Origin of the sequence: Limnoglobus roseus (assembly GCF_008254045.1) — a bacterium.
Lineage (GTDB): Bacteria > Planctomycetota > Planctomycetia > Gemmatales > Gemmataceae > Limnoglobus > Limnoglobus roseus.
Genome location: NZ_CP042425.1, coordinates 5,311,803 through 5,338,400 on the forward strand (window position 1 = coordinate 5,311,803; position 26,598 = coordinate 5,338,400).

Below are 26,598 nucleotides of genomic sequence, written 5' to 3' on the forward strand. Positions count from 1 at the left end.
GGCAAGTGAAGTCATTGGCCAACCTCGCACCCGCGGCGGGTCGAACTCGCCACCGCCATCCGGGGGCAGAAATTGAAGTGCTATCCCCGGACGTGTTGTGGAACCGCGACGGCACTCCCGCTCAGAGCGTGGTCTGCCGTAAAGTCTGGAGGATCGGACCGCCGGGCCCTAGAATGGGCCACCCCTCCCCGTCATCCGCCCGCGATGATTCGGGCGTGCGATGGAGAACACCATAGCCCCTCTGTACGGGCTCGCAAAGACGACGGCCCAACACCTTGTCGCGTCGTTCGACGGCCACGGCGGGCCGCGGGAGAAACTGACCGCGGTCCTCGCGGGCGTGTTGAACACGCTCTGCGCCAACGCGGACAGGATGACGCCGACGGAGGCGTTCGCGATCGCGCTCGCCCGGGACACCCTCACGCAAATCCCGCCTTGCGCGTTGCTCCGGGATGACGTCGAGGCACTCGCGGGTCTCGTGAACTCCGCATGCCAGATCGGATCAACCCGTGACTCCTGACGGCCGACCCGGCGTCCACCATCATCCCCGGCGGGACGGCCGACTACGCCCTCCCGTGGGACGACGCCCGGTGGCGACCGCCAAGGTGAAGGTCGGTGTGGCCAAGGACGACCCGAATGCGGTCAAAGGGGACACGGGGCGGCACAACGTCGACCACACGACCACGTCGATCAACAGGGGATCGGCGGAAGAGTTCACCGAGGGCCGGTGGGTCAAGGTCATCCTCAAGGACGGCAAGATCGCTCACTTACAACACAGCCCGTAGACGGACGGCGATAGCAGGCCGATCGAGGCACCCGAAAGCCGTTTTGCAGAGCGGTGGCAAAGCCGTGAGGAAAACCAGCGATCCAAATCGGCCGGAGGGAACGATCTTCCGACCTCGAATGGGCGGGTCGGGTGAAATTCGGAAGGCATTCGGCGTCAGGGCGACCTGTTCACCGCCCGGTAACGGCGGAGGAAGTGGGCGAGCAACTCGGCCCGGCTTTGGACGCCGAACCGCCGGTAGAGCCGCTTCACGTGCTCGTGAACCGTTGCGGCCGTAACGCCCAACCGGGCGGCCACTTGCTTCTCGGAGTCGCCGTCCAGCAACCCGTTCAGCACGTGCCGCAGGCGGGGCGGCAGGCTCGCCTGCGGGTCCGCGGACGTGGCCAGGGCCCTCCCGAGGCGGTCGGCCACGGCGTCGTGCAGGAGGGTGGCGACCGCCTTCTCGCGGGCGGTGAACCGGGCGGCCCGGACCGGCCGGGAGACGGTGACGTAGTGCGGCGACCCGTCGGTGGGGATGAACCGCTTGCTGAGGAACGAGTCCCCCATGTCCATCGGCACCAACAGTTCGTTGTAGTACCGTGACGCCTCCCATTCGCCCCGCGGGATTAAGTCCTCGACGCCGGCCGTGATCTCGTCCGGCCGCCGTTCGAACCCCTCGTACACCGGATTGCCCGGCAAGCTCGGGTCGGCCAGCCACGCGGCGTGGGACGCCAGCATGGCCGCGTCGTACCCGTGGAACGCCGCCGCCACCGGGTGCGACCGGCCGTCGATGACGCGGAACTCCCCGCAGGAGGCGGACTGGCAATCTAGGAGGGCGGCCGCGCCGTCGGTCATCCGTTGCAGCCAGGCCTGCAGGTCGTCGCCGAGTTCACTGCAATCGCCGACCAGGCGGAACACGGCGCGGGCGTCCTCGATCCGAATCTGGGCCGATTTGGACATGAATCAGCTCTCGGTTGGGCCGCGGATGTCGTCGTCCTTACCCTGTTTAGGGTAATTGGCCGCCGGCGTGAAATCCAGGAGAATACGGCCACGCCCGGGGAACGCAAGAGCGAACCCGTCGCGGGCAATACGCTCCTTGGAGTTGCCGCCATGCGCTGGTCCCGTTCTCCCTCGCCCCGCCGCCCGCGGTTGCAACTCGACGCCCTCGAAGGCCGCGAAGTTCCGGCAAACCTGATCGCGATCGGTGCGAACAACGGGGTCCCTTCTTCAGACCTCATTCCGGGGTTCGTCGCCGTCCTGGACGCCGACACGGGAGACGTCGTCCGGTCGTTCGACCCCTACCCCGGGTTCCACGGGGCCGTGAACGTGGCGATGGCCGACATGAACGGGGACGGCGTGGCCGACGTCATTACGGCCCCCGGCCCCGGCGGCGGACCGCACATCAAAGTCTTCGACGGCGCGACGGGGGCCGAGGTGCGGTCGTTCTTGGCGGGTTACGAGGTCACGCTGCGAACCGGCCTCAACGTCGCCGTCGGCGACGTGAACGGCGACGGAAACCCGGACATCATTACGGCACCGATGGAGGGTGGGGCGCCGATCGTCGATATCTTCGATTTCGCGACCAGTCAACGATTGGGCGTCTTACTTGCATTCGGCCTCACGGCCGCACAGTCGAGCCGCGCGGGAGCAACCGTCGCCGCCGGCGACTTCGACGGCGACGGCAAAGCCGATATCGTCGTCGGCTCGAAAGACGTCCTGCTGAACAGGAGGGACGCCCGCGGTGTCCCCTCGGCGACCGGCAACGGCCCCCATTCCGCGGTCTACCCGGCCCAAGTCGGCGTGTACGACGCGACCTCGGTTCTGGCCGAGACGACGGCGACGTCCGGGGAACTGCTCTTGAACCCCTACGACGACGCCGATTTCGATGCGAACGGGGACTTCCATCATTTCGAGGGGACGGTCAACGTCGCCGCCGGCGACGTGAACGGCGACGGCGTGCCCGAAATTGTCACCGGGCCGTCGGGATTCGCGGCCCCTCGCGTTCAAGCCTTTGACGTCACCTTCGATGGCAAGACGCCCAAGGCCGTGTTGAACGGTTTCGCGACCGCCCCCCAGACGTTTACCACCGCGACCGGCGAACAAAGCACCTTCGATTACTTCCCGACGTACGGGGCAAAGGTCGCACTCGTTCCAAAGGCGGGTGGGGGGAGCGACATTGTCGTCGGCGATTCTTTCGGCGGATTCTTTCAAGTCCTCGTGCTGAGCGGCTCGGACTTGTCGCTCCTGAAAAGGCTCAACGGGCCCGATAACTCGACTTACAGTGCCGTGGCGGGAGCCGCGAGTACGCCCCTCTCGACGACTGCGGGCACGGCCGGCCCCCGGGGGCCGGCCGGTCCTCAAGGCCCCGCCGGCCCGGCGGGAGCCCCGGGAGCAACTGGACCCACAGGTGCGACCGGGGCGACCGGGGCCGTTGGCCCGCAAGGGCCGGCCGGCGATACGGGTTCGGAGGGAGCCGCCGGAGAAACCGGCCCGGCCGGGCCCCCAGGGGCGACCGGTGAGCCCGGGAGTACCGGAGGAGTTGGGGCACCCGGCCCCCAAGGAGACGTGGGGCCGGCCGGCCCGGTCGGGCCGCAGGGCGAAGCGGGAGCCGCGGGACCGCAAGGGCCTACGGGACCCCAGGGGCCGGCCGGGGCGGGCAGTGTTCCAAAGTTTGCCGCCGATGTTCGGGCCGCCGCCGTGGGGACGAGTGTCACCGTGACCCACAACCTGAACACGCGGGACGTGACCGTCGCCCTGACGTCCAGTGACAGCGGGCTGAACGCCCTCGGCATGCAAGGACAACAAGGGCCGATCACTTACCGCATCGTCGACGAGGATTCCATCGAACTCCTGAACTTATCACCGTTCTTATCCTACCGTGTGGTCGTCATCGGCTAACGGACGGGCGTGGCGGCCGGAACCGCTCGGCCGCCCGGAATCTTGGCCGAGGCCACCGGAGCGGACAATGAGTGGACGGGGCGCTCGGCAAGGAGGGACAGGAGGGCTACGAGCGAGAACACCGTCACCCTTGTCTCCGTCCCGCCCGGCGATTCGACTTCTTTCCGAACATCCGCCTGTCCCGGCACTGAAATCCGTTGCCCCACCGCATTCGAGGACAATTCATGCTCCGCGCGCTCGTGACCCTGGTCGTTCTTACCCCGCTGGCCGTCGCCGCCCCGCCGCCGAAAGCGGCGGACGAGAAGGCCGGGTTGTACTACCCGACGACGGTGGGCACGAAGTGGGTGTTGGAAACGAAGGCGGGCGACGCGACGACCGAATCGACGGTGACGGTCACCGGCGTCGTGGAGAAGGACGGCGTGTTCCGCGTCACCACCGAGACCGTGCGGGCGACGGCCGCCGCGGCCGGCCCGCGGGCGACGGCCGTGACGCACGAGGTGTCCGCGGCGGGCCTCGCGACGGTGGCCCGGGCCGGCGCGGAGCTGAAGATCCCGCAGCCGCTGCTCAAGTTGCCGGCGAAGAAGGGCGACACGTGGGGCGTCGGGAACGGCCCGGCCGCGGGGGGCATGACGTATACCGTCGGTGAGCCGGTGGAGGTGGAGGTGCCGGCCGGCAAGTTCAAGGCGATCCCCGTGGAGCGGACGGAGTCGGGGGCGGCGGGCGGGACGCCGTTCACGAGCACCCTGTGGTACGCCCCCGGGGTCGGCCTCGTGAAGTCCGTGGTTAAACTTCGCGACCAGGAGCGGACGACCGTCCTCAAGTCGTTCACGCTCGGCACGGATCAGAAACAGGACGAGCCGAAGTAGGGGAGGTGAGAGTTGGCCACGGACGCGGGCCGGCCCCCAAGTTCGCTGCCCACTCGCCTCCGACTTTCGAACGCGGGAACGGGCGGCGGTGGTTCGCGGGCACCTCACACGCTTGGCACTCGCCGCGTAGCACGACGGCGGTCAGGATGAGGCTGGCCTGGCGCCGTCACCGAGACCGCCTAAGGCGGCAAACCCAGAATGGGGGTTGGCCGGGCGTAAGAGTCGTCGTCGGCCGTCCGCACGCCTGCGTCGCCCCCGGCCCCCTGGCCCCGAACCGTGAAGGTCCAGGAATGACCCTCCGTTAGCCCGACGCACACCGGATCCCATGACGGACGACCCGAGCGATCATTCGCCAATCGAAATGCTGCGGGCCCTCGGCGAACCGACCCGCATCCGCATCGTCGACGAGATCGCCGCCGGCGGCCCCCTCGGCGTGGCCGTACTCGCCGGGCGGCTGGGCCTCCCGTACATGGCGGTGTGGCACAACCTCAGCTCGCTCCGGCGGGCTCGCGTACTCGCAGTTCGCAGGTGCGGCCAGTTCATCGAGTACAGTTTCGCCCCGGGCGTATTCACCCCGTCGGCGGACGGGGGCGAACTCGGCACCCTGAACGTCGGCGCGTGGCGGATCAGCATCGGGCGGACGGCGGAGAAGTGATACCGCCTTCGAGTCGTTTGAGGGCAACCCTCCCCGTCAATGTTGCACCCCGCCGACGTGCCGACACTGCGCGAATACTCCGCGGAAGTTCAGAACTTTTGGCAACACAGGTTGGCAGCGCCGGCAACACTGTTGGCACGTGTGACAACGGGTTGACGCCGGTCAACCCGGCAGAAGCGAATACGAGGTGCCGGCACCGTTCCAAAATAAATTTGTCGGTCGTTACGATTCCTGACAGACTGGCGGCTCTCGCAGCATTCTCTTTCAGGACTTGCCCATCGCACGAACTTGGGCCGCCGTAATACTCGATGTTCCGGCCCTGCCGCGATGGGGCTTTGCTACCAAACCGCCTTGCCGCGCGAAGAGCCGTAGTGACTCGTCAAACTATGTGAAAACGTCTTTTCAGGACGAATCCACTGAACGCCTAATCGCGTATCAATGATCGTCGAACGTTTGGGGTTCTTGCTCGTATCCACTTACCGAGGAACAAGATGGCAACGATGACTGCGAAAGAAATGATCGAGTCGCTGAAAGAGGGGACGCTCCAAGTGCCGGTCATGCTCACGGGGATGGTCAAGCTGCTCGACATCCAGGCCGGCACGTTCCTCTTCTCGGCCGGCACCGCCTGCTTGAACTGGGTCGAAATTCACGCCGACAGTGTCGAAAAGGTCGAGACGCTCCGAACCGTCACCTGCAAGGACCACTCGCACCCCCTCGTGGTTCTTACCATGAAGGCGGCCGGCGCCGGTGACACGCAGGCGACCGCCATGTTGCGACTGGTGAACCACTTGAACGACGAGATGGTTTCGGCCCGCGCCGCGCTCGCCGACGCGACGACCGCCAGCAAGCCGCAACCGCAACCGTGGAGGTCTCGCTCGCGTAACGGCTTCCCCGACGCAGACTGTTCCGCCGATTGCCGAGACGGGTGCTCTGACCGATTTAAGACAGGAACCCCCAGGTGGCAGCAGTGCGTATCTTCCTGTGAGAGGCATTGCTAACGACCAATAATCGCGTGCAGATCGAGCTCTTCCACCCCCGATCGGGCCGCACCCCCGCCCGGCGATCACATCCCACGCTAGAACTATTGACTCATTTCGTCGATTCTCCCATCGCACCCGAGAACACAAAGTCTTGTTGAGGGTCCTGTCCTTCCGGCATCGCTCGACGCTCGACCCCGTCGGGAACACCTGAATCGCTCACCCGATCCTCGCGGACGCCTTGCAGGACGCCGGGTGTAAGGCCGCCGACATCCTCGGCCACGGCCGGGGCGACGGGCCGCCGACATCCTCGGCCACGGCCGGGGCGACGGGCCGCACGTCCGCGGGTGCTGGGTCGTCGACGGCGTGCTCGGGAAGGGGTGAACGGTCATCCGGGTGTCGCCCGTGAATGGAACGCGGCTTAGGGCTGACTCGACGGGCCGGCCTCGGTGGTCGCGGGCGTCCGGCCCACGTACGCCCAGCACGCCGCCGCCAACCCCGCCGCCCCGGCCGCCGGCACGGCCGGGGCGGCGAACCGGAGGTCCCGGTACGACACCGCCCCGACCGCCCCGCCCAGGACAAAGCCGGAGATGAGGACCAAGTACAGGACCGCCCGGCGGCGGTCGAACGGCCGGCCGCGGACGCGGTGGCCGATCATCGTGCCCAGGTCGGTGAGCAGGCCGGTCACGTGGGTGGTCCGGACGACGGCCCCGCTGTACGTGCTGACCAGCCCGTTCTGCAGCCCGCACGCGGCCGACGCCAGGACGTGCCCGGCCGTCGAACCGGCCGTCAGGAGCACCATCGCGGCCACGAACAAGGCCGACTCGGCGAGCAGCGCGACGGCGTACCGGCGGTCCAACCGCAACGCGGCGTGGCCGACGATCGCCCCGCTCGCCGCCGCCCCCAGGACGAACGCCAGCAGCGCGGGCGCGAGGCGGGCGGCGGCCGCCCCGTCGCCGTCGGCGACCGCGAGGCCGACCAGGGTGGCCGTGCCGGTGACGTGGGACACGGCCTGGTGTCGGAAGCCGAGCAGGCCGACGGCGTTGGCCGCCCCCGCGACCGCGGCCAAGCCGAACCCGCCGACCTCCACCCACCGCGGTAGTTTCGTCATCATGCCCGCCCCTCACCCCGGCCTCGCGTGCGGGCATCATCCGCGGTCCGGCCGGACGGGTCAAGGGCGGGTCCCGAGCGGTATCGCCAAAGGCGCTGAATCCCGGTTGCGGATCGAGGCGGCCGGTTTCCACCAGCACCTCGTCAAGCCCGCGGCGGTCGAGCAGATCGTGGGCGCGATGAACAAGCCGGGGGCGTGACGCGATCGACCGCCATCCCACTCGGCACCCGCGCCGGTCGATTTGGTGATGGACCCGACCGGCTCGGGCAGTTAGCCTGGCGACCACGGTCGTGCGGCCAAAGGCCGGCGGTCCGTCCGGATGAGAACAACTCCGAGTTGGCCTAATCCGGCTCCGGGCCAGGAGGGAGATCGGTGGGCGCGCAACTCTGGTATCACGTGGGCCCGTGGCGGGACGAGCCGGGCGTGTCCCTGCGAGAGGTCCAGGTTGCCCACCTCCGCTCCGCCTTCGACTACCCCGCGCGGCTGGCTGAGCACCTGGCGTCGGCGAGGGAGGCCGTCCGCCTGACCGAGGCCGACGACCCGTACAACCTCCTGGACCACTACCGGGCCGAAGTCGCCCGGTTCGAAGAACTGGCCGCCTTCCCACCGCCGGCCACCCCGGACGACGAAATCGCCCGGCTGCGGATGCTGTACAAGGCCAGCGGGGAGGGCATCGGGTGCGTCCTTGATGTTACCCACGTCAATGACGGCGGTGGGGTGCATGTGGCCCGCCGCCTGCCGGTCGCCGAGGTCGCGCGGCTGTGCGGGGCGGACCGGCCGACGGCCGTTGCGGCGGGGCTGGCCGTCGGCCGGATCAACGCGGAGCTGGGCCGCGGGTACAGCGTGTGTTTCCCGTTCTACGATGAGTCGGGGCGGCCAAGCGGGTGGTGCTTCGTCGGCAACACCATCGACTGAGGTCCCAGACGCCGAACGAATCGCCGCACCGGACCCGGCCGCGTCCTGACTCCTTGCGCTCTCTACACCGCTGCCCGTCGGGCTGTTTCTTGCCGTCGTGGCCGACCCTCGATTCCTCAGACCTGGAGATTTGGAAGGCGTGAACAGCACACCCGCCACTAAACAACCCCGCTCGATTGACCGGGGACCCGAAGGCGGGTAGGGTGAGACCCTAGCTTGGGATGACTTTGCGCATGCCGAGTTAGTCCGCGAGCGGGGGCACAATTCGGTTCCGCTTTCGGAAGGCGTTCGTCATGTCGTTTGTTAACGGCGAAGCGAAGACAGTTCTCGAACTGGACTTGGTGTCTTATAGCGACGTTGCCCGGATCCTCGAAGACCATCTCGATGTCTATGCCGTCAAGGCGTTCCAGGACCAGATTCAATCGTTTGTGGACGAAGGGCTCCAACTGCTCGGACTGCGCCGAGATGACGTGGTGTTCGGCACGGCGGGCGACAACGCCTTGCTGTTTTTTAACGACGCGGCCACCGCGCATCGGTTCTCGGAGGCGGTCCATCGCGTGAGTGCCAACCACAACAGCAAGAGGGCGGCCGAATCGGCTAAGCGGTGGTTCCGAATCGGCGCGGCAACTGGCCCGGTACTCGTGCTCCCGGCGGAACGGCGCGTCGTCGGCACGACCGTGACCCGGGCGGTGCGGTTGGAAGCGGCCGCCCTACGGGGTGAGTTGGTCATCGACGCCGCAACCTTCGACGCTCTCCCGGACGAGTTAAAGACGGCCTACGGGGCGGAGGAAGTAATCAGCGGGAAGCGTGACGAACGGTACTCGGCAAGGCGGTGCGTGTTTATCCAGGGCATCGCCGACCTCGACAGTGTGGCTGGGGAGCGGCCTCCCGCCGTGGCGAGTCCGCCGGTCCGGGTCACGGTTCATCTCGCGGAGTTCGAAGTGTCGGGTACCGCTTGCTGCTTCATCAACGTGACCAATGTGAGTCGCGACGCAGACGTTGAACTGACGCACGTCTGGATTGAAGCAACGGCACAAATTTTTGCCCACAACCCGGACCGTCTGCTCCCGAAGCGACTCCGACCACGGGAGAGTTGGGAGACGTGGCTACCCGTGAACAGATTAGTCGGTTCCGGATTGGACGATACCACCGTCTACCATGCGGCTCGGGTCCGCGTGTCAACAGGCGAGGTCGTGGCGTCGGTTCGCAACACCACAGTTCCGCTAGAGGGTACCGTCCCGGGTGGGCCGATCGAATCCCCGCCGTGACCCGCACTCCTTGCTCGCGTCTCACCGTTTCCCGTCCCCCAGCACCACGTCCCACCTTCACATCATGTCACAATGCCGCCCTCACTCTATCCGAGGGCCGACCCGATGATGGGCCGGGGCCGCCGCCATACGAGCCCTTCGGCCCGGAGCCAGAGCCGAACCGTCTCCCGCCCGACCATCACCCGGTGATCTTCCTTGAGTACCACGGCGACCGCCTCGCAACTCCATCGGCTGCGGGCGAGCCGGAAGTCGGCGGGCGAGAGCGCCAGCACCCAGCACACCGCGAATGACGCCCAAACGTGGATGCCGGACCGCTTTCTGCCCCGAACCAACCCGGACGGCGTTCGCGGCACGCCCTCACGCCCCGGTCACTCTTGACGCCCGATCGGCGACCGGTCATTCACGACGACGGTTTCGCTCGCGTTGGCCGAACGTTACGGACGGGCGATGGCGAACGGGCTGTCGGCGTCACCCAAACTCGCCGCGAGGAACCGCGGACGCCCCGCCGGGACCCGCGACTCCTCGACCTCCAGGACGTTAGCGAGCCGCTCGTCGAGGCGGGCGGACTCCGCCACCGCGTTCCGCAGCGTTCGCTCGGCGGCGGCGTTCATGCTGAAGACCCACGTCCCACCGCCGAATGCGGCGGCGAGGACGCCCCACCGGACGGCACGGGTTCGGAACCACATGGCTCGCCCTCCCGAAGCGGAAGAATCAGACCCACGTTCTGAAACGGAATTGGCCGGCGAGAGAAGACCGGTGTGAGCGAGGGTTCGCCGGTGACTCCCTGACAGCTTCGGCACGCCGTCTACGACCCCGGACCAGCCGGCGGCGCAATCCGTCGCCCTCCGCCGTGGGCGGGCGGCGATCAATCGTAGCCCTGCCGCTTCGCCTTAGCCAATTCCCGGGCTTGCTCGGCCTCCTGTTCCGCCCGGGCTTCGCGCTGGGCGGCAAGGGCCGGCGTGATCTCGTCGGGGTCAGGCAAGCGGCGTGCGGTGCAGCCGGTGGCGAGAGCCAAGAGCAATACGATCCTGCACCGCATAACCCGCCTCGGGAAGGTGAGGGTTGGCCACGGGCGCAGGCCGGCCCCCAAGTCGCGGCCCGCTCGGCCCGGCATACGGTGCAGCCGGGACGGGCAGCGGGGGTTAGGCTGTGTCTGAAAAGCGGTTGGTGGGGCGTAGAATGCGTGGCCCTCCCACCGGACGACCGCCATGCAGACGCCGCGCTACGCCCTGACCGATGCCCAGTGGGCCGCCCTCGGCCCGCTCCTGCCGCCGGCCAAGCCCGGCGGGCGGCCGCCGTCCGACCCGCGGCGACTGATCGACGCCATGCTCTGGGTGCTGCACACCGGGGCCCCGTGGCGGGACTTGCCCGACCGGCACGGGCCGTGGCAGACGGCGTACCACCGATTCAACGCGTACCGCCAGGACGGCATCTGGGACCGGGTGGTCGAGCACCTGCAGCGGCACGCCGACCTGGACCACGGGCAATGGAACGTCGACGGAACGGTGGTGCGGGCCGCCCGGCCGGCCGCCGGGGCGAAAAAAAAAGGCGGTGGCCGGCGAGCCGGCCGATCACGCCCTGGGCCGCAGCCGAGGCGGGTGGGGGACCAAGGTGCACTTGGTGTGCGACCGGGCCGGTAACCCGCTGGCCGCGGTGCTGACCGGCGGCCAGGAGCCAGAGGTCGTGCACCTGGCCGCCGCCCTGGCGGCCGTCCCGAAGGGCCTCGGGCCGCCGAAGGCCCTGGCCGGGGACAAGGGGTACTCGGCCAACCGGGTGCGGGCGACGTTGCTCGCCGCTGGCATCGAGGACGTGATCGCCCGCCGCAAGGACGAGTTGGCCCGATTGCCCGCACCGCCGGCGTTCGACACGGGCAAGTACAAGCGGCGGAACGTCATCGAGCGGCTGAACGGGTGGTTGAAGGAGCGGCGGCGGGTGGCCACCCGGTACGAGAAGTTGGCCGTCAACTTCCGGGCCATGATCCAACTCGCCTTCGCCCTGTGGTACCTGACACCGTAGCTTTTCAGCACCCTGCTAGTATTACTCCGTTAGGTTATTTACTTCGTCTCGATCCCGCCGTACTCTGGCGGGATGGACGCACGGAAGCTTGCAAAGCTGCGGCGGGAGCTGACCGCCTTCCTGGACGAGGTCGCGGGCACGCTGGGCAACGCCCGCCGCCGGCGATGGTGCGATGCCTACCTGCGGGGCATCCTCCTCGACGGCCACCGCAAGAGTGTCGAGCCGATGGCCGCCCGGTTGAAGACGATCGAGCAGGGCGACGCGGACTACGAGCAAGCCCTTCAGCAGTTCCTCAATCAGAGCCCGTGGGACACCGGCGAGGTCCGCGGCGGCCTGCAGGCGTGGGTCGCCCGCCGGTTCGGCACGGCCGGCGTGGTCATCATCGACGACACCGGGTTCCCCAAGCAGGGCACGCACTCCGTCGGCGTGGCCCGTCAGTACACCGGCACCCTCGGCAAGGTGGCGAGTTGCCAGGTGGCCGTGACCTTGCAGTTCGCGACGGCCAAAGAGGTCGTGGGGCTGGACGCCCAACTGTACCTGCCGCAAGCGTGGGCGGACGACGCCGATCGCATGGCCCGGGCCGGCGTCCCCGTCGCGGTCGGCTACCGGCCGAAGTGGCAGATGGCGTTAGCTATGCTCCGGCAGGCGGCGGGCCATGGATTTTGTGGCGTCGTGCTGGCCGACAGCCTGTTCGGGACCGTGACCGAATTCCGCGAGCAACTGGCGGCCGACGGCCGGACGTACTTCGTCGGCATCGACTCGACGTTGAAGCACCGGGCCGTGACATACGACTCCGCGAGATCATTCGCTTGTGTTGGGCCGAGGGTCAACCCGAACATGCCCCAGCGTCTGTCGTGGTCAGTTGTCGTCCGGACCGGTGGGAACTCGCAAGGAAGGACTTAGTATCAAGATGGCTCGGCGTTTTCCGACCGGACGCCATCGAGGGCTTTGGGTACGTCGAAGTAGACGACTTCAATCCGAGCGAGTTAGTGGAGGCGGCCGAGTTGCTGGGAGGTACTCATGCAGGTCGGCTTCAGTGGAACGCCGACGAAATCGGGAGTCAGTTTGACGATTCATCGGATCCCGTTAGTAGGGAGGTCCGGAGGTTGTTGTCGCACCCTGTCGTTTGGGCGGGCTACGCTACCATGGCTGAAACCGAACGGGGTGGTGTTCTGAACGCCGACGACACGTATTTGAACCGCTTGGCTAAAACACTCTGCGACCGCTTCCTGCTCCGTTGCCGTACACGGCGATCTTGGCGAGACCAGAGCTTGTTGTTACCCGCCCTCAGTGCAATCAGTCGGGCGACCGTGGGAGCCGCCTCTGTACCGTCGTACACGATAAACGATTGGGATACGGCGAGCGATGAGTGGTTGGATAAGACTGAGGTCAAGGCACTGTACAACGAGTGCCTCAGCTACGGAATGGTGGAACGCAACGACCGTTCGACTTGGCGGTGGAGCCATCAGATTGTAGCCAGGTACCTCGCCACCAGGACGGAGGGGAGCGAATGAGCGGCGACCCCCGATTTGCCGAGGTCGAACTCCGCCTGCGCGGACCGGCGTCGGTCGACGACGTGCGGGCAGTGCTCCCGATACTGGACGAATTGGCCGCGGGGGAGGGAACGACTGAGGCAGTTGCGGACGGGTTCCGCAGCGCCGTTATCGTCTTGCGGGAGTTGACTGAGTCGGAACCAAACCTGGCCGCGAAGATCTTGGTCAACGACCTCCTCTCGCGCTGTCTCGTTCCCGACCACTCAGGCGAGGACGACTACGGATGGTTTCTGGGCTACGGATTCGGCGAGTGGGTCGACGACCTGCCCGAGGCTGAGCGGCACGAGGTTCGGTCGGCCGCCCTGAGGCAGGCAATCACGGCACTGGACGGGCCGCCCGTCCGAAACGCACTTCGACTCATCGCGGCAATCGGCTACTGGGACCAGGCCGTCCTGGGAGCCCTGGACCGGCTTGCTCACGACCGGGACGACGTCGTGGGCGATCAGGCTTTGAGTACACGGGTTTCGCTCCGCCAGCCCCTCGATCCTTCGGAACGAAGCCAGTGCTTGTCGAAGTTACACGCTCGCATTCCGGCCGGCCCGAACCGGTACCAGTGCACTGCGGGCCGGATCATTGGGACGCATGAGACAGCCCAGTTGGTATGGGAGTGCTGGCTCGCTAAGCCCGAGCGATCCGATCCCGAATCGGAGTTGCTGAACATGTTCGCGCGGTCGCTGCTTTCCGAGATCGCCGAACGCGCGGGCGACCAATCCCTCACTACTCGCGTCTGGGGTTGGCTGGTCGATCTGTCCGGCCGACCGGTCGACGGCCTCGAACCTGTCTTCTCGATGAACAGTTCGCTCGTCAATCGTTTGGACGTCCCGGACGCCGTCCCGCAGTTGATCCGGCTGGCGACTGCGGCCCGTCGCCGCGATCTTTATCTCCTCCGCGCGCTCGAGTGCCGGCGGCCGGCTCACATGCCGGGATGGGACCTGGTTGCCACTTCCGACATCGACGTTGTTCGTAAGGAAGCCCTTCAGCCAACGCGGATGACCGGCTTGGTGGCGACCAGCGACCTTCACGACAAGGAAGCTGCCTGGGACGTGCTCTTGTGCCACGGCGCGGCAGCGGCGTTGCCGTCTTTCCGAGACGCCATAGCGGAAGAGAGTGGGTATGTCGCCCACCGGTTCCTTCAACTGGCCGCTTGCCTGGGTATGGCGCCGCTGCCCAGCCCCGTGGACCAGTTACTCGCGGGCTCTGCCGGAGCAAGTTGGGGCAAGAACGAACGGTTGGTCGCGCAGATCGGAGCCATCGAGGCCGCACACGGGGCCGGCACGCCGGAGGCGTTCGCCGCCCTGCTAGGGTACCGCCCGGTTGGAGACGGTGTCCTTCTTAGCGCCATTGAGGCCCTTGCGGAAACAGCACTTCGTCTTCTCCGTGAGGACGACCGGGGCCCGGTCGTGAAATTGTTCACCGTCGCCCAAGACTCGCCGCACGAGGACAGCCGGGCAACCGCAGCCGGGGCGTTGGCCGGCCTACTCGAACATGGCGCCCTCACATTAGCGGAACGTGGCCAGGCGGCGGCTCTCCTCACCCGGTCGACGACCGACGTACACGCCCGTCGGCAACTTCTGTACGCTTTCGCCGCCCTTGGTCCTGAAGGCGTCGAGGACGGTGCCGTCCGGTACGCATCCGGCGTAGTAACAACCCCGGCCGTCGGCGATGTCGGCGGAGTTCGAGCTGCCGCCGTTTGGCTGGTAGGCTTGCAACCTCGTAGCCGACACGACCTCGCGTTCCTGACGACACACCTGGGGCTTGCGGAGCAGGACGGAAAGTACGTGCTGGCCGGGCCGCGGCCCGGCGGCCGCGTCGCACCGCACGTAGTGGCTCAGTACTACGCGGCCGACCCGGAGCGGTTCGGCACGGCCGTTGCGTCCCTCGTCGGGGACGGCGACGAGGGGACCATCGCCCTCGTGCTGCCGGCCGTCCGCGAGGCGGCAAACCGCACCCCGGCGGTCGTTTCGGACGCTCTTCTCGCTCGCCTCCGAGCGGCAGACCAGGGCTACTCGTTCGAACCCGAAGTCCTCCGAGCCCTTGCGGCGGTGACGCCGGACCGGCTCTTGGCGGAGGGGTGCGAGAACGTCACCGCTTGGTTGCCCCAGGCGAGAGCCGAGCTCGCCGAGACGTTGGGCGAGCTAGTCCTTCCGTCGGGAAACTCGTTAGACGCTCGGTTCACCGTGTTGGCCCGCCTGGCAGTGGACGGCGTGTACGCGGTCCGGCGGGAGGCGTACCGCCAGGCCGCCACCTGCGAACCCGACCGGCTTCTCGCGATGGTCACCAGTTGGGCGGCGTGGCGTGACGACGACATTTGTCGGGCCGGGCCGCGTCGGTACGCGGCCGAATGCGCGGGGTGGCTGACGCCGGAGGCCGTGTCGGGCCGTATCGCCGGACTTGCGTGGGACCCGGAGCCGGCGGTGCGGGACGCCTTCGAGCGGTCCGTGCGGGAGCGGGAGGAACGACGGGCGGCCGAGGCGTTCGAGCGGGAAGTGCTCGGGGTATCGAAGGCGGGGAGTGTCATTCGCCACTGGCGGCACGGCCTCGCGCTCGGCCGGGTCGGGGACGACAGGACCGTTCGCCGCCTCGCCGGGCGACGGCGGCAAGAACTGCCCCCGGCCGTGCGGTACTGGCTGAAGCGGGTTCAGAAGGCCGTCGCGGATCGCTGGGCCGGGGTGACCCGGAAGTGGCCCGAGCCGTGGTACGCCCGCCCGGGCCGGCTGGAGCGATTCAGCGGTGAGATCCGCGGAACGGATGGGCGTGACGTATACGTCGAAGGCACACTGTGGCTGCTGGCCTCGGAAACTCCGAACGCCTTGAGTTCCTGGGGCGGGTGGGGGACGTGTGAACGGTCTTTGGATTTGGGGAGCGAACTTCGAATTCCAGGCCGACGACCGGCCAAGGTTCTCGTCCTCTCAACGCACTTCCCCTCGGAGGAGATCGTTTTCTCGGGTAGCAGTGCGTACCCGAGTGAGGCCGGAGGAGCCAACTAAGATGCTTCGCGTGTTCACCTATGTGGTCAATCCCGTGGCGTCCCAACAGTGGAAAGTATACTGAGGCCAAGCGGTCTGCCTGTACGATGCACCCGACGGCTTTGCTTGACTATTACCGCGAACCGCTGAGGCAGCAATGCCCTTCGACCCGGCGACTCTGACGCCTATTTCTCACAACTGGCTTTAAACGCAGGCACTTTACGAGGGTACGGCACGCGCCGAGTTCGCCAGCCCGCCCGGCGTCATCGAAGGACCAGCCGTCGTCCGGGTCGATCGTGCGGGCCGATGCCGTGTCCGATTGAAGATTGAGAAGATCGACGCTCCCGACGGGAACAACTTCGTATTGGGGTCAGAAGTGCTCGCCTCGGGACGTATCTCATCAACGGCATGTCCAACCCGTGCCTGTCATTAACGGTAAAGACCGAAGCCGGCGCGTTCACCGCGGGTGACAGGATCGTCCACGACGGGTTTCCGTTCGTTACACCAAAGGAGGTGGAACTCCGACCGGTCCAGTCGCGGTTCGAGATGTCGGGAGCGGCTCCGGCAAAGTTCTGGGTGCTGCCGCTGGTGAACTTCCTGCCCAACCCCTGGGAGGGTGAACAAGTCCCAGAGTTGGCGACTCACCCGCTCCGTCTCAACACTTGGCCGCCGCTGCCTGAAGGGTTGCCGGAAAATGATCTGGTGGCCGCGTCTTGGCTTCTCCGTCGTCGTGCCGGGCTTTACTACTTCTTCGTGAACGGCGAACCGGGCTTCATCGAGCGGATGCCGAACCTCACGGCCAGGGCCAAAATGGTCCGTCGCAAGAAATCACGGCGGATCACCGGCGTGATGGTCGGCCCTGCCCACGTCCAGGATGTCGAGTTCTCGGAGTACGCCAGCCTGTTCCCCCAAGACATCTTGGGCATGCTTTCGCTGGCGACCGGGGTGCCCGTTGGTGCACCATGGCTCGAGTTCCGCGACGAGAAGGGTTCATTAGTCCGACGAGTCCACTGTTTCGGGGCGGGGCGATACGAAAGGACGCACACGGCGATTCCTAGACACATGGCAACCAACGCACTGGGTTATCTGGTAGGGAAAGTGCTGGCAGCCGCGGACCGCGGCCAGAAATTCCTTCGTGTTGCCGTCAACCACGCTCTGGCGGCGTCGAATCAGCATCATTCTCTCGAGAGCCAGTTCATCAGCCTGTGCCGGGGCTTCGAGACGCTCTGCCGCCAGCACGGATTCATCAAACAGGACTTGTCGCCACGGTTGTGGCCGGCGCAGCAGACCGAAGTGAAGGCCATCCTTCAGGAGGCAGCGGCGAAGATCCGTAAGATCCAGAAGGCCGAAACGGACCTCGGCCGTAAGCCGGTACTGGAAGCCATCGGATCTCGCGTTCAGAACGCGGCCCAGATCGAGAAGTCGTTCGGGTTGGCCGTCGCCGACTTGGCTCTAAAGTTCGGCTTTCACGACGCTCAGGTGCTCGACGCCTTCTTGGCGGCCAAGCCCCATCCGACGGGCAAGACGTGGCCGGGTGTTCTTACGCACTACAGGGCGGCGGCGACCCATGACGCGTACTTCGATTGGGCAAGTCGCGAAGATCTGCACACGATCCTTCGGGTGAGAGACCACCTCCACGATCTCCTCATCCGGGTGTTGTTCAAGACGGTCGGATACGACGGCCCGTACCAGTCACCGATCCCGCCGTTGATGCAGCGAGAATCCGTGGAATGGGTGAAGCCTTCAACGTCCCCAGGTCTGCTCGGTTTCGCCTGACATCCGACGGCGCTTGCCTCACGGCCGCTGAGGAAATCGTACCGCCCGCGGGGCCAGGGCGCAACAGAACGACGCCCGACGTGCGTTTCGCTGCGCCAGAATCTTGCCCTATCGATGACGGACCGCGGAATCGGAGGCCATTCGGCTGTTAACCCGCGGGGCTGTTAACCCGAGACTCCGAGAGTTTTTCTCCGTTCGTCTCGGGGTGCGAGACGAACCCAAGCGTTTCGCCTCGCACCCTCGATTGCGTTTCGCGAACTGGAGACTCTGGTCGAGACTTGATAAACGAGAGAATGGCTTGAAATAAGTAGGGAAATGCGGACGGCCGAGAATGTACACTCTCGGCCGATTCCGTTAACCCGCCGGTCCAAAGTTCCGCGACCGGCCTGACGAACTCCCCGGCGAGAACAGATTTCGAACTTTTGTGCGCGACTCTCGGCGCGAGAATACCCTCTGATTGTGACGGAGCGGCTTGTTATCGAGGCGTTTCGATTGATTTGATAAACGAAGAACGACTCCATTCCGAATCCAATCCGGTGTCGGAGTGGAACAGTTTTCAGAGTCCGAAGTCTCGGGTGATATTAAACGGCGGGTCGAAATGCGATTCAGGCCAAACCTTAACCCTCCGAGTTAACAGCTGAGCGACAAGTTTCCCATCGCTCGGCCGCGAGGCGGTCTCAGTGTGGACCGCTGATTGAACTTGCCCAGGCCAGGGATCACGCCCAATCGGCTACAGGCCGCCGAAGCGGGGGGCCTGCGCTGTACGGCTAAAAGTCTTTTCCGTCCCACGATCTGCCTCGATCTCGAGGTTCTCACGCCTCGCCCGCTGAAACCACTTGGATGAGCCTCGTCACCCTCGGCAAGCGAAAAGGCGGGTGTCAGACGCAATCGCGAGTCCCGGTCAATCCGAATCTCGCGGGACTTCGAAAGGTGCCGCTCGACGCTCTGGCCGGTCAATTAAGACTCCGCCATCAACTCGCGTTCGGCCTCAAGCCAGAAGTGGACGCCGTCGCCGGTGGGGCGACCGGCCCGGCACCACTTCTCGTAAGCGCGGTCGCGAATCTGCTCCGGGGTCATACCCCCGGCCCGGCCGGCTTGGGCCGGGGCACCGACTCGCTCCGACGTCTCGGCCGGCGGGGATTGTCGCCTCAACCTCCCGCCCACAAGTCGAAAGACCTGGGCCGCCTCCGGATGTTTCTTCGAGACGCTCGCGGTCGCCTTGACCATTGGACCATCCTCCCGTTTCAGGTGCGAGGTCGGGAGGCAAATACCGTACCGGTTTTGCAGGGTTACGATCGCCGCGGCGGCTCAGCGTTCCGCGAATCAGCTTCGAGGAACGACACCTGCGATACATCCTGTCCAAGCTCTTGACCCACTACATTTCCGAGCGGTCGCACCTGGGGAGGGGCAACGTACCGGTGTCCGACGAACCGCCTTGGACTTGCAGGCTCGGCTCGTGTTTTCCAAAGTTCATCTGCAAGGTGAGGCCGCGAACGGCTCACAGTTGGGATATTACCGCCCTTGGGCGCGCGGCCAGCACGACGTTCCGCTACACGAGCAACCGTATCGGGGCAGGAGACGTCACGAGCTAACACGACACGCCGCGTGCGCACGCAACATCAACGCCCCGGCCTGTTGGTCGGGGCGTTCGTTGTCGCTTCTACCACCCCCTATCAGATCGACTTGTCGGTATCTACCAGTGGCTGCTGATTGATCGAGACCACCTTCCAAGAATGCCGCTCGGGCGGCGAGTTGAAGACGACGCCGGGGATCCCGGAAGGCGGTGTTCATCGTTGTCGGCCACGCCCGCTCCCCTCACTACCCCTTATTTACCGTCGTTTCTCAGGCGAAGAAAGCGAGACAGCGGGTGTCTCCCCCGCTGTCTCAGATCAGAAAGTTGGCCCGTCGCCGTCTCACACGGCCGGCGCCGTCGCCCGGTCGTAGCTCGGGTGGCGGGTGAACACGTCGCGGGCGCGGAAGGTGTCGCCGTCATCGTCCACGGTCACGAGGTACCGGCCGGCGGCGACTTCACCCTCGTAATACTTCGCGTCCGTCTCCGACAACCCCCACCCGGTCAGTGCCCCGACTAACCCGACGGCGGCGGCACCCCCGGCCGCGTTGAGCAGCGTCGTGCCCAGCCACCCGAGCGCGAGAACCGGCCCGAGGACGGGGATGACCCCGGTCATGATACCGAGCGTGACGGCCGCACCCCCGACGGCCCCGGCCGCGGCCCCCACGGCGGCTCCTTCCCCGGCCTTCTCCGCGGCGGCGTCCCGCCCGACCAGACTAATTTGAGCGTCGGTATACCCGGCGGCCTTCAGATCGCGCACGGCGGCCTCGGCGGCGGCGCGGGTGTTGAAAACGCGGACGATGGACTTGCCCATGGCAGGCTCCTTCGAGAGAGGTGGTACAGACGGATTGTGGGCAAGGGATCCGCAGGCACACCTCGTGCCGATTCCCTGACGGTTCGGCCGAGGCGTCCCGACCCGGCAGGCGGGTCACAATGTCGTCGGAGCAACAGTCGCTTCGCCCCTCGCGAGGCTCGACACGACAGCCCCCGAATTCAAAGCCATAACGATTTGGTCCCCGTGTACCGGCCCCGACGGACTGGGGCGGTTGGCCCGTCGGTTGCAAGTGTGCGCTCGCGAACGCCCGACGGGCGTTCATTTCCCACCCGGAGCCGACCATGTCACTCGATTCCCTCCAGGACTTGTACGTCGATGAACTCAAGGACCTGTACAGCGCCGAGGCCCAACTCTTGAAAGCCCTGCCCCGGATGGCAAAGGCCGCGAGTGCCCCGGAGTTGCAGGCTGCCTTCACGGAGCACCTTGAGGTCACCCGCGGGCAGGTCGAACGGCTCGACACGATCTTCGCCGCGTTGGGCGTCAGCCCGAAGGGAAAGAAGTGCAAGGCGATGGAAGGGCTGGTCGAGGAAGGAAAGGAAGTCATCGACGAGGACGGCGAACCGGCGGTAAAGGACGCCGCCCTGATCGGGGCCGCCCAACGGGTCGAGCACTACGAAATGGCCGGGTACGGGACCGTTCGCACCTTCGCCCGGTTGCTCGGCTACACCGAGGCCGAGAAATTGCTCCAACAGACGCTCGACGAGGAGGGTGAGGCGGATAAGGCCCTAACGCAACTCGCGGAGACGGTCATCAACTACACGGCCGAGAACGTGGAGGACACGCACGACGAGGACGAAGTGAAGTCCAAGTCAACACCGAAGCCGAAGTCGAGGGCAAAGGCTCCGGTGAAGAAAGCCGTGGCCAAGCGGTAGGCGGCATGTCGGGAGGGTCCGCAAAACCGCCGGTCGAAGTGATTCACCCTCTGAAGCGAGCCACGAACCCCCTTGTCACCGTGGAGAATTTCCCACCAGTCGGTCATCCCGATGTATGCCTCCGCCATCCGGCAGAGTTTCGCTCCGGGCGGCTCAATGGTCGCGTACGTAGCGACAAAGGTCATGATGGACCGCACCGCCTACGCCCCGTCGGAATCGTCCACGATCGACACCACGGCCTCGCCTGCCCTGAACCCGCGCGGCCATTCGGACTGCCTCTCCCCGGCCGTCGAAGTGGGGGCGAACTACAGGACGTGGGGTTGCGGTAGGTCGAACTCGGCGAGGACGTAGTCGCGCAGTTGGTTGCCGATGTCAACGCCCGCACCGAGCGGCTCTCGCAGGCACACCGGTACGAGTGCTCAACCTTTCGCCGTGCTCGGGGAGAAGCCTTACGCTACCCGCTCGCCGAGCTCATGGCTTACAACTATTCGGAGCGACCGTACCAAAGCAGTAGCGACGGCCCAGCCGCGGTGAATTCGACGACAGGGGTGACCTTACTGCGAGGCGGGTGCGGTGCTGGAAGTGGCTCGGCGGACTTGCTCGGCCAACACCACCGAGCCGCAGCCGACTTCAGCCCATTCGGGACACGGCTCACGTCAAACATCGGTCCAATGTCTGCCTGCACCGGCGCACTCAATCACAGCCGATTTTTTCGGACAAGTGATCGGCCGTGCCCCAGTCCTCCGAATGCCGGAATCGCAAGCAAATCTGGTAGTCACCGTTTTTGACCATGACGGGCGGCGACGATCTGGCTGGGGCCGCTGACGAAGGCCATGCGATTCGACACCGGGTCATTCGCGAACGCGGACAGACCCTATCCCAACGCCGGTGGGCTGAGGCCGACGATGTCTCAACAGACGTCTTCGAGAGGGGCCGACACTTGGACGTGTTGCGGTTGCTAGTCCAGGGAGTCACGGACAACGCCGTCTCACGACTTGAGAATCATGGCTGCGAAAGGGTTGCCTCGAACTTGGTGGGTGGTGCAATCTGCAAATCGCCGTTCGCCGGACCGGATCAGATGACTTCGCGGACGGCGTTTTTGAAGACGGTCTTGAGGATGTCCCACCGGTCCCGCTCGCCGCGGGCCAGCGACTTCGCGAACTGCAAGGCTTGAGCGGTTGTGGCGTGGCCGGGCATCGGGGGCTCGTTCGCGTCCACAACGCACTGCAGCAATGCGGGGCCGGGCTGCCGGAATGCCTCGCCAATGATCCGCTCGGCGTCCTCGGCCTTTTCCACCGTGTACCCTGGCACGCCGACCGCCTCGGCGAACTTGGCGAAGTCGATCGGGTGGAGGTCGCACCCGTACTCCGGGTTCCCCTCGAAGACGATCTGCTCCCACTTGATCTGGCCGAGCGTGTTGTTTTTGACGATGACCACCTTCACCGGCAGGTTGTACTTGGCGACCGTAGCCAGTTCTGTCATCGTCATGGTGAACCCGCCGTCACCGCACACCGCCACGACCGGCCGGCCGGGGAACGCGGCCGCCGCCCCGACGGCGTACGGCAGGGCGTTGCCCATCGTCGCCAACAAACCGGACGCGGAGAACATCATCGTCCCGCGGACTTTCAGGTGCCGGGCCGCCCACGTCGTCACCGTGCCGCAGTCGACGCTGATGATCGCGTCGGCCGGCAAGAATTGGTTGACGGTGTAGCCCACTACCTGTGGCTTCATCGGGAAGTCGGTCCGCCGGCCCCGTTCGTCCATCAGTTCGTTCCACTTCGCCATCCGATCTTGAGCGGTTTCCAGGAACGAGCGGTCAGCTTTCTTTTCGATCAGCGGCAGAAGGGCCGTGAGAATCGGCCGCACGTACCCGGAGAGGCCAACATCAACCGGGTGACGCAGGCCGATACGGGTCGGGTCGATGTCCAACTGCACGCACTTCGCCTGGCCCGGCTTCGGCAGGAACTCCAAGTACGGGAAACTGGTGCCGAGGAGGACGAGGGTGTCACACTCCTTCATCGCGTCCTGCGACGGGGCGGTGCCGAGGAGGCCGAGGCCGCCGCTCGTGTACGGGCTATCGTCGGGCAGGGCCGCCTTGCCGAGCAGAGCCTTCACGACCGGCCCGGCCACCGCGTCGGCGAGTTGTTCGACTTCCGCGGCACACCCAATGGCCCCGCGGCCGATGAGGATGGCCACACGCTTGCCGGCGTTGATGACGTCGGCCGCTGCTTGCAAGGTCTTCGCGCCCGGCGTCAAGCCTGTGTCGGCCACGAGATCGCCGCTGTGACCGGGAACGTTCGCCGCCGATCGCGAGGCGTCGGCGGGCATTTCCTGCACGTCCTTCGGGATGCACAGGTGGGCCACGCCACGGTACGCCAGGGCCGCCTTCACCGCCGCGTCGAGGGCGTTGACCACGTGGGCCGGGCCGGCCACCCGCTCGTTGTACACGGCCACGTCCTGGAACAGTTTGACGAGGTCCACGTCCTGCTGGTAGTTCGTGCCGATCAGGTCGTGGAACGTGTGGCCGGTGACGGCGAGGACGGCCTGCTTGTCCATCTTGGCATCGTACAGGCCGTTGAGCAGGTGAATGCCGCCGGGGCCGCTGGTGGCCAGGCATACGCCGAGGCGGCCTGCGAACTTGGCATACCCGCACGCGGCGAATGCGGCCGCTTCCTCGTGCCGGACCTGCACGTACCGGACCTTGTCCTGCCGCCTGCGGAGCGATTCGAAGATGCCGTTGATGCCGTCGCCCGGCAGGCTGAAGACGGTGTCCACGCCCCAGGCGATGAGCCGATCGACGAGGACGTCGGCCGCGGTGGTTGCCATGCGAAGCTCCGAATCAGGGGTGGTCATTCGTTGTTCGCGGCGGCGGCCCGGTCGGTCAGGACCGTCGCCGCGGCGGGCAAGAGGTCACGGCTTTCCGCGCCGGTGGCGGTCGCCTGGCCGATGCCGCCCGGTTCGGGCAAGAGCCAACGGTTCGCCACGGCCATCGCGTCGGCCGTGAGGTTCGGGAACAGAGCTTGAACCGCGACGATGAACTTCGCCGGCAGGCCGAGGAGGAGTTCGGCCTCGCCCCGCGCGCACGCGGCGAGGACGGCTCGGGCTGCTCCCTCTCCGCTCACCGAGAGGCCCGGCAGGCCGTTGGTGAGTGCGAACCAGGCGTATTCTTCCGCGTGCCGGCCCTTAAACTCGGCGTTGACGTGGCTGCCGGTCCGCATCAAGCCGGGGCACACGGTCGTGACCGTAACGCCGTGCTTCCGAACCTCGCTCCGCAGGCCGTTCGAGTACCCGACGAGGGCGAACTTGCCGACCGAGTACGGCAGCAGGTGCGGTACCGCGACCTTCCCGCCGACGGAGGCAATGTTCACGATCCGCCCCGCCCGTCGGGCCTTCATCTCGGGTAGCACCTCGTTGATCGCGTGGTATGCCGCCCAGAAGTGCGTTTCGAGCGACCGCTGGAAGTCCGGCTCGCGCATCTCGTCGAGCGGGCCGACCTGAATGACCCCGGCGTTGTTGATCAGCACGTCCACCGGGCCGTTCTCCCGCCGGGCGGCGGCGACCCATTCGCGGACTTGCCCCGCGTGGGTCACGTCGCACGGCCGGGCGAACACCTTGCCCCCGGCCGCGGTGAGTTCCTCTTCCGCCCGCCCGAGTTCGTTCGGGTCGCGGCCACAAATCGAGAGGCGTGCTCCCGCCGCGGTCAGTTGCCGGGCGAGGAGCAACCCCAGCCCGCGGGAGCCGCCGGTGATGACGACGTGCTTGTTCGCGAAGTCGTACCGGGGCTTCAGCGCGCGGTAAGCGAAATAGCCGGCAACGCCGGCAGACGCGAGGAGCAGGGTCCGATTCATGAGCCACTCGTCGTGAGGGTGCGGCACGGACCGTTGGGCCGTGCTTTGCAGCAAGAGCAGTACCAAACGCCTCCCGCCCGCGTTAGCGGTCGTTCTTCTTCACGTCCACGTCCACGCCCTTGTCGGCACCCTCCCGGTTCACGTCCACGCTCACCCGCGGCGTGCGGATGTGGACGTCAGTCTTCTTGTCGGGGTCTGACGGAGTCGTGTTGTGGGTGGTCGTGGTCGTCGTGGTGGTCGCCTTGTTAGGCGACGCGGGCTGTTCGCACCCGGCGGTGAACAGGGCGGCGGTCAACAGGAAGAAGCGGCGCATCGGTGGGTCCTCCACGGTGTTCATCTGCGAAAATTGGCGGCCATCATCAGCACGCGGCGTGCCGCTCACGGCCGGGCAGCGTGCTCCCACCGAATCGGCAGGCGGGTGCGCGGCAGGACGCGGCCGTGGCCCTTTTGTCACTCTTCAGATCGGGCACGGCGGTTGCGGAGGGATTGTGCAGAACACCGTTTCCCGTTCGGGCGGTGGATGGGTTCCAACATCAGGAGTGTTGCCATGTCGAACATCAAAGACACCGTGGCGGGAGCCGCCAACGCCGTGAGTGACGCGGCCAAGACCGTGGGGCACAAGATTGCCGAGGGGGCGTCCGAGGCGGCGGCGTTCGTTAAGGAGAAGGCCGGCCTGGGGTGTTCCGCGACGGGCGAAAGTGCGGGCGTGGCCGGCATCCATGAGCGGATGGAAGTGTACGCCTCGTGCGGCAAGAAGGTCGGCGTCGTCGATCACGTCGAGGGGAACGCCATCAAGCTGACGCGGAAGGACAGTCCGGACGGCCAGCACCACTTCGTCCCAACGGCGTGGGTCGGCCGGGTGCACGAGAACCACGTCCACCTGACGAAGAACTCGGTCGAGACGGAAAGTAACTGGAAGAGCGACGCCGGCTCGTGCGCCGGGTGATGGCACCGTGATTGCTTACGCCGGCCCGCCGTGTATGAGGCGGGCCGGGTCGTTTTCGTCCTCCGGCCGTCACACGGGGTCCTTGAGCCACCCGCGGCGGAGGGCGTACCGGACCACGTCTACCCGCGTCCGCAGGCCGAGCTTCTCCAGCGACCGCGTCTTGTACGTCTCGACCGTCTTCACGCTCAGGTTCAAGTTCGACGCGATCTCCTTGTTGCTGAACCCCTCGGCGATGAGCTTCAAAACCTCCTGCTCCCGCTGGCTCAACTCACCGCCGGCGGCCCCGTCGGCGACGCGGTCCAGGAGTTCGTCCCGCAGCCCGTCGGCCAGGGCCGGGTCGAGGTACGTCTGGCCGGCCGTCACCGCCCGCACGGCCCGCAGGAGTTCGTCGGCCGCGGACCGCTTGAGGACGTATCCCGCTGCCCCGGCCGCGAGCATCATCCGCAGGTAGCCCCGGTCCTCGTGAACGCTCAGGGCGACGATCTTCCGCGTCGGGTTCGCCCGGTGAATCTGCTCGGCGGCCGCCACCCCGTTCAGCCCGGGCATCGACACGTCCAGGACGACCAGGTCGGGGTCCAACGCAACGGCGAGTTCGACCGCGGCCGCCCCGTCCCGGGCCTCGCCGACGACTTCGAGGTCGGGTTCGCCGTTCAGCAGGGCCTTCAGTCCTTCGCGGACGACGGCGTGGTCGTCGGCCAACAGGATCCGGACTTTGTTCGGCATCGTCCACCGGCCTTTCGGAGTTGGTGTGACGCGCCCCGTCCCG

26 protein-coding genes and 1 pseudogene are annotated in these 26,598 nt (G+C 66.5%); 16 read left to right on the top strand and 11 right to left on the bottom strand.

The genetic code is table 11. The annotated features are described in order from the left end of the window. Positions 1-220: 220 nt before the first annotated feature. Both PX52LOC_RS22375 and PX52LOC_RS22380 read left to right on the top strand, forming a co-directional pair. Positions 221-517: a hypothetical protein gene (locus PX52LOC_RS22375; RefSeq protein ID WP_149112178.1), complete on the top strand. Its 297-nt coding sequence runs from the start codon at positions 221-223 to the stop codon at positions 515-517. 70 nt (positions 518-587) lie between these two features. Then, a complete protein-coding gene (locus PX52LOC_RS22380) occupies positions 588-782 on the top strand; it encodes a hypothetical protein (RefSeq protein WP_149112179.1) in 195 nt (64 codons plus the stop codon). A gap of 155 nt (positions 783-937) precedes the next feature. On the opposite strand, the gene PX52LOC_RS22385 is transcribed toward PX52LOC_RS22380, so the two are convergent. Next, positions 938-1,720, bottom strand: coding sequence for a helix-turn-helix domain-containing protein (locus PX52LOC_RS22385; protein WP_149112180.1), 783 nt, complete (start codon positions 1,718-1,720; stop codon positions 938-940). Between the two features lie 150 nt (positions 1,721-1,870). Between PX52LOC_RS22385 and PX52LOC_RS43625 the strand changes: the two genes are divergently transcribed. The 4 genes from PX52LOC_RS43625 (at position 1,871) to PX52LOC_RS22405 (ending at position 6,177) form a co-directional block, all read left to right on the top strand. After that, positions 1,871-3,658 carry an FG-GAP repeat domain-containing protein gene (locus tag PX52LOC_RS43625; RefSeq protein WP_149112181.1) on the top strand — a complete coding sequence of 596 codons (1,788 nt, stop codon included), beginning with the start codon at positions 1,871-1,873 and terminating at the stop codon, positions 3,656-3,658. Positions 3,659-3,882: 224 nt separating this feature from the next. Further along, positions 3,883-4,524 carry a hypothetical protein gene (locus tag PX52LOC_RS22395; RefSeq protein WP_149112182.1) on the top strand — a complete coding sequence of 214 codons (642 nt, stop codon included), beginning with the start codon at positions 3,883-3,885 and terminating at the stop codon, positions 4,522-4,524. 325 nt (positions 4,525-4,849) lie between these two features. Next, entirely contained in the window at positions 4,850-5,179 is a 330-nt protein-coding gene (locus PX52LOC_RS22400; protein WP_149112183.1) for a helix-turn-helix domain-containing protein, read from the top strand. A 491-nt stretch (positions 5,180-5,670) separates the two neighbouring features. Beyond that, positions 5,671-6,177, top strand: coding sequence for a hypothetical protein (locus PX52LOC_RS22405; RefSeq protein ID WP_149112184.1), 507 nt, complete (start codon positions 5,671-5,673; stop codon positions 6,175-6,177). A gap of 400 nt (positions 6,178-6,577) precedes the next feature. Here PX52LOC_RS22405 and PX52LOC_RS22410 read toward each other — a convergent pair whose 3' ends face one another. Then, positions 6,578-7,270 carry a YoaK family protein gene (locus tag PX52LOC_RS22410; RefSeq protein ID WP_149112185.1) on the bottom strand — a complete coding sequence of 231 codons (693 nt, stop codon included), beginning with the start codon at positions 7,268-7,270 and terminating at the stop codon, positions 6,578-6,580. Between PX52LOC_RS22410 and PX52LOC_RS22415 the strand changes: the two genes are divergently transcribed. The 3 genes from PX52LOC_RS22415 (at position 7,269) to PX52LOC_RS22425 (ending at position 9,450) form a co-directional block, all read left to right on the top strand. Beyond that, positions 7,269-7,466 (top strand): response regulator, encoded by a 198-nt coding sequence (locus PX52LOC_RS22415; RefSeq protein WP_149112186.1) that lies wholly within the window; start codon positions 7,269-7,271, stop codon positions 7,464-7,466. The two genes, PX52LOC_RS22410 and PX52LOC_RS22415, sit on opposite strands and share 2 nt — an antisense overlap. Positions 7,467-7,639: 173 nt before the next feature. Then, positions 7,640-8,182 carry a hypothetical protein gene (locus PX52LOC_RS22420; RefSeq protein ID WP_149112187.1) on the top strand — a complete coding sequence of 181 codons (543 nt, stop codon included), beginning with the start codon at positions 7,640-7,642 and terminating at the stop codon, positions 8,180-8,182. Positions 8,183-8,475: 293 nt separating this feature from the next. Further along, entirely contained in the window at positions 8,476-9,450 is a 975-nt protein-coding gene (locus PX52LOC_RS22425; protein ID WP_149112188.1) for a nucleotidyl cyclase domain-containing protein, read from the top strand. An 86-nt stretch (positions 9,451-9,536) separates the two neighbouring features. Here the strand turns inward: PX52LOC_RS22425 and PX52LOC_RS22430 are convergent, their stop codons facing one another. The 3 genes from PX52LOC_RS22430 to PX52LOC_RS22440 all read right to left on the bottom strand — a co-directional run bounded on the left by PX52LOC_RS22430 (position 9,537) and on the right by PX52LOC_RS22440 (position 10,489). Continuing rightward, entirely contained in the window at positions 9,537-9,803 is a 267-nt protein-coding gene (locus PX52LOC_RS22430) for a winged helix-turn-helix domain-containing protein (RefSeq protein ID WP_149112189.1), read from the bottom strand. An 81-nt stretch (positions 9,804-9,884) separates the two neighbouring features. After that, positions 9,885-10,136 (bottom strand): hypothetical protein, encoded by a 252-nt coding sequence (locus PX52LOC_RS22435; protein WP_149112190.1) that lies wholly within the window; start codon positions 10,134-10,136, stop codon positions 9,885-9,887. Positions 10,137-10,315: 179 nt separating this feature from the next. Continuing rightward, on the bottom strand, positions 10,316-10,489 hold the full coding sequence (locus PX52LOC_RS22440; RefSeq protein ID WP_149112191.1) for a cytochrome c biogenesis protein ResB: 174 nt from the start codon (positions 10,487-10,489) through the stop codon (positions 10,316-10,318). 169 nt (positions 10,490-10,658) lie between these two features. Here PX52LOC_RS22440 and PX52LOC_RS44010 point away from each other — a divergent pair, with 169 nt between their 5' ends. The 5 genes and pseudogenes from PX52LOC_RS44010 (at position 10,659) to PX52LOC_RS22460 (ending at position 17,761) form a co-directional block, all read left to right on the top strand. Then, positions 10,659-11,090, top strand: a complete 432-nt coding sequence (locus PX52LOC_RS44010; RefSeq protein WP_390635390.1) for an IS5 family transposase — start codon at positions 10,659-10,661, stop codon at positions 11,088-11,090. Beyond that, positions 11,002-11,466, top strand: coding sequence for an IS5 family transposase (locus PX52LOC_RS44015; RefSeq protein ID WP_390635391.1), 465 nt, complete (start codon positions 11,002-11,004; stop codon positions 11,464-11,466). Before PX52LOC_RS44010 ends, PX52LOC_RS44015 begins: the two co-directional genes overlap by 89 nt. A 72-nt stretch (positions 11,467-11,538) precedes the next feature. Continuing rightward, positions 11,539-12,258 (top strand): annotated as a pseudogene (locus PX52LOC_RS22450) (IS701 family transposase); the annotation flags it as partial. A 718-nt stretch (positions 12,259-12,976) separates the two neighbouring features. Beyond that, the gene (locus PX52LOC_RS22455; protein ID WP_149112193.1) at positions 12,977-16,006 is read left to right on the top strand and encodes a hypothetical protein; all 3,030 of its coding nucleotides are present in this window, start codon (positions 12,977-12,979) and stop codon (positions 16,004-16,006) included. A gap of 555 nt (positions 16,007-16,561) precedes the next feature. Then, the gene (locus PX52LOC_RS22460; RefSeq protein WP_149112194.1) at positions 16,562-17,761 is read left to right on the top strand and encodes a hypothetical protein; all 1,200 of its coding nucleotides are present in this window, start codon (positions 16,562-16,564) and stop codon (positions 17,759-17,761) included. A gap of 957 nt (positions 17,762-18,718) precedes the next feature. Here the strand turns inward: PX52LOC_RS22460 and PX52LOC_RS42025 are convergent. Continuing rightward, positions 18,719-18,988 carry a DUF2934 domain-containing protein gene (locus tag PX52LOC_RS42025; RefSeq protein WP_218575135.1) on the bottom strand — a complete coding sequence of 90 codons (270 nt, stop codon included), beginning with the start codon at positions 18,986-18,988 and terminating at the stop codon, positions 18,719-18,721. A 686-nt stretch (positions 18,989-19,674) separates the two neighbouring features. Continuing rightward, positions 19,675-20,145, bottom strand: coding sequence for a hypothetical protein (locus PX52LOC_RS22470; protein WP_149112195.1), 471 nt, complete (start codon positions 20,143-20,145; stop codon positions 19,675-19,677). A gap of 302 nt (positions 20,146-20,447) precedes the next feature. On the opposite strand from PX52LOC_RS22470, the gene PX52LOC_RS22475 reads away from it, so the two are divergent. Further along, positions 20,448-21,038: a YciE/YciF ferroxidase family protein gene (locus PX52LOC_RS22475; RefSeq protein WP_149112196.1), complete on the top strand. Its 591-nt coding sequence runs from the start codon at positions 20,448-20,450 to the stop codon at positions 21,036-21,038. 1,074 nt (positions 21,039-22,112) lie between these two features. Here PX52LOC_RS22475 and PX52LOC_RS22480 read toward each other — a convergent pair. The 3 genes from PX52LOC_RS22480 to PX52LOC_RS22490 form a co-directional block, all read right to left on the bottom strand. After that, positions 22,113-23,864 carry a thiamine pyrophosphate-dependent enzyme gene (locus tag PX52LOC_RS22480; protein ID WP_149112197.1) on the bottom strand — a complete coding sequence of 584 codons (1,752 nt, stop codon included), beginning with the start codon at positions 23,862-23,864 and terminating at the stop codon, positions 22,113-22,115. Positions 23,865-23,887: 23 nt separating this feature from the next. Then, a complete protein-coding gene (locus PX52LOC_RS22485) occupies positions 23,888-24,886 on the bottom strand; it encodes an SDR family NAD(P)-dependent oxidoreductase (protein WP_149112198.1) in 999 nt (332 codons plus the stop codon). Between the two features lie 82 nt (positions 24,887-24,968). Next, entirely contained in the window at positions 24,969-25,199 is a 231-nt protein-coding gene (locus PX52LOC_RS22490; protein ID WP_149112199.1) for a hypothetical protein, read from the bottom strand. A gap of 234 nt (positions 25,200-25,433) precedes the next feature. Between PX52LOC_RS22490 and PX52LOC_RS22495 the strand changes: the two genes are divergently transcribed. Beyond that, positions 25,434-25,832, top strand: coding sequence for a DUF2171 domain-containing protein (locus tag PX52LOC_RS22495; RefSeq protein WP_149112200.1), 399 nt, complete (start codon positions 25,434-25,436; stop codon positions 25,830-25,832). Between the two features lie 69 nt (positions 25,833-25,901). Here PX52LOC_RS22495 and PX52LOC_RS22500 read toward each other — a convergent pair whose 3' ends face one another. Further along, positions 25,902-26,555, bottom strand: a complete 654-nt coding sequence (locus PX52LOC_RS22500) for a response regulator (RefSeq protein WP_149112201.1) — start codon at positions 26,553-26,555, stop codon at positions 25,902-25,904. Positions 26,556-26,598: the final 43 nt, after the last annotated feature.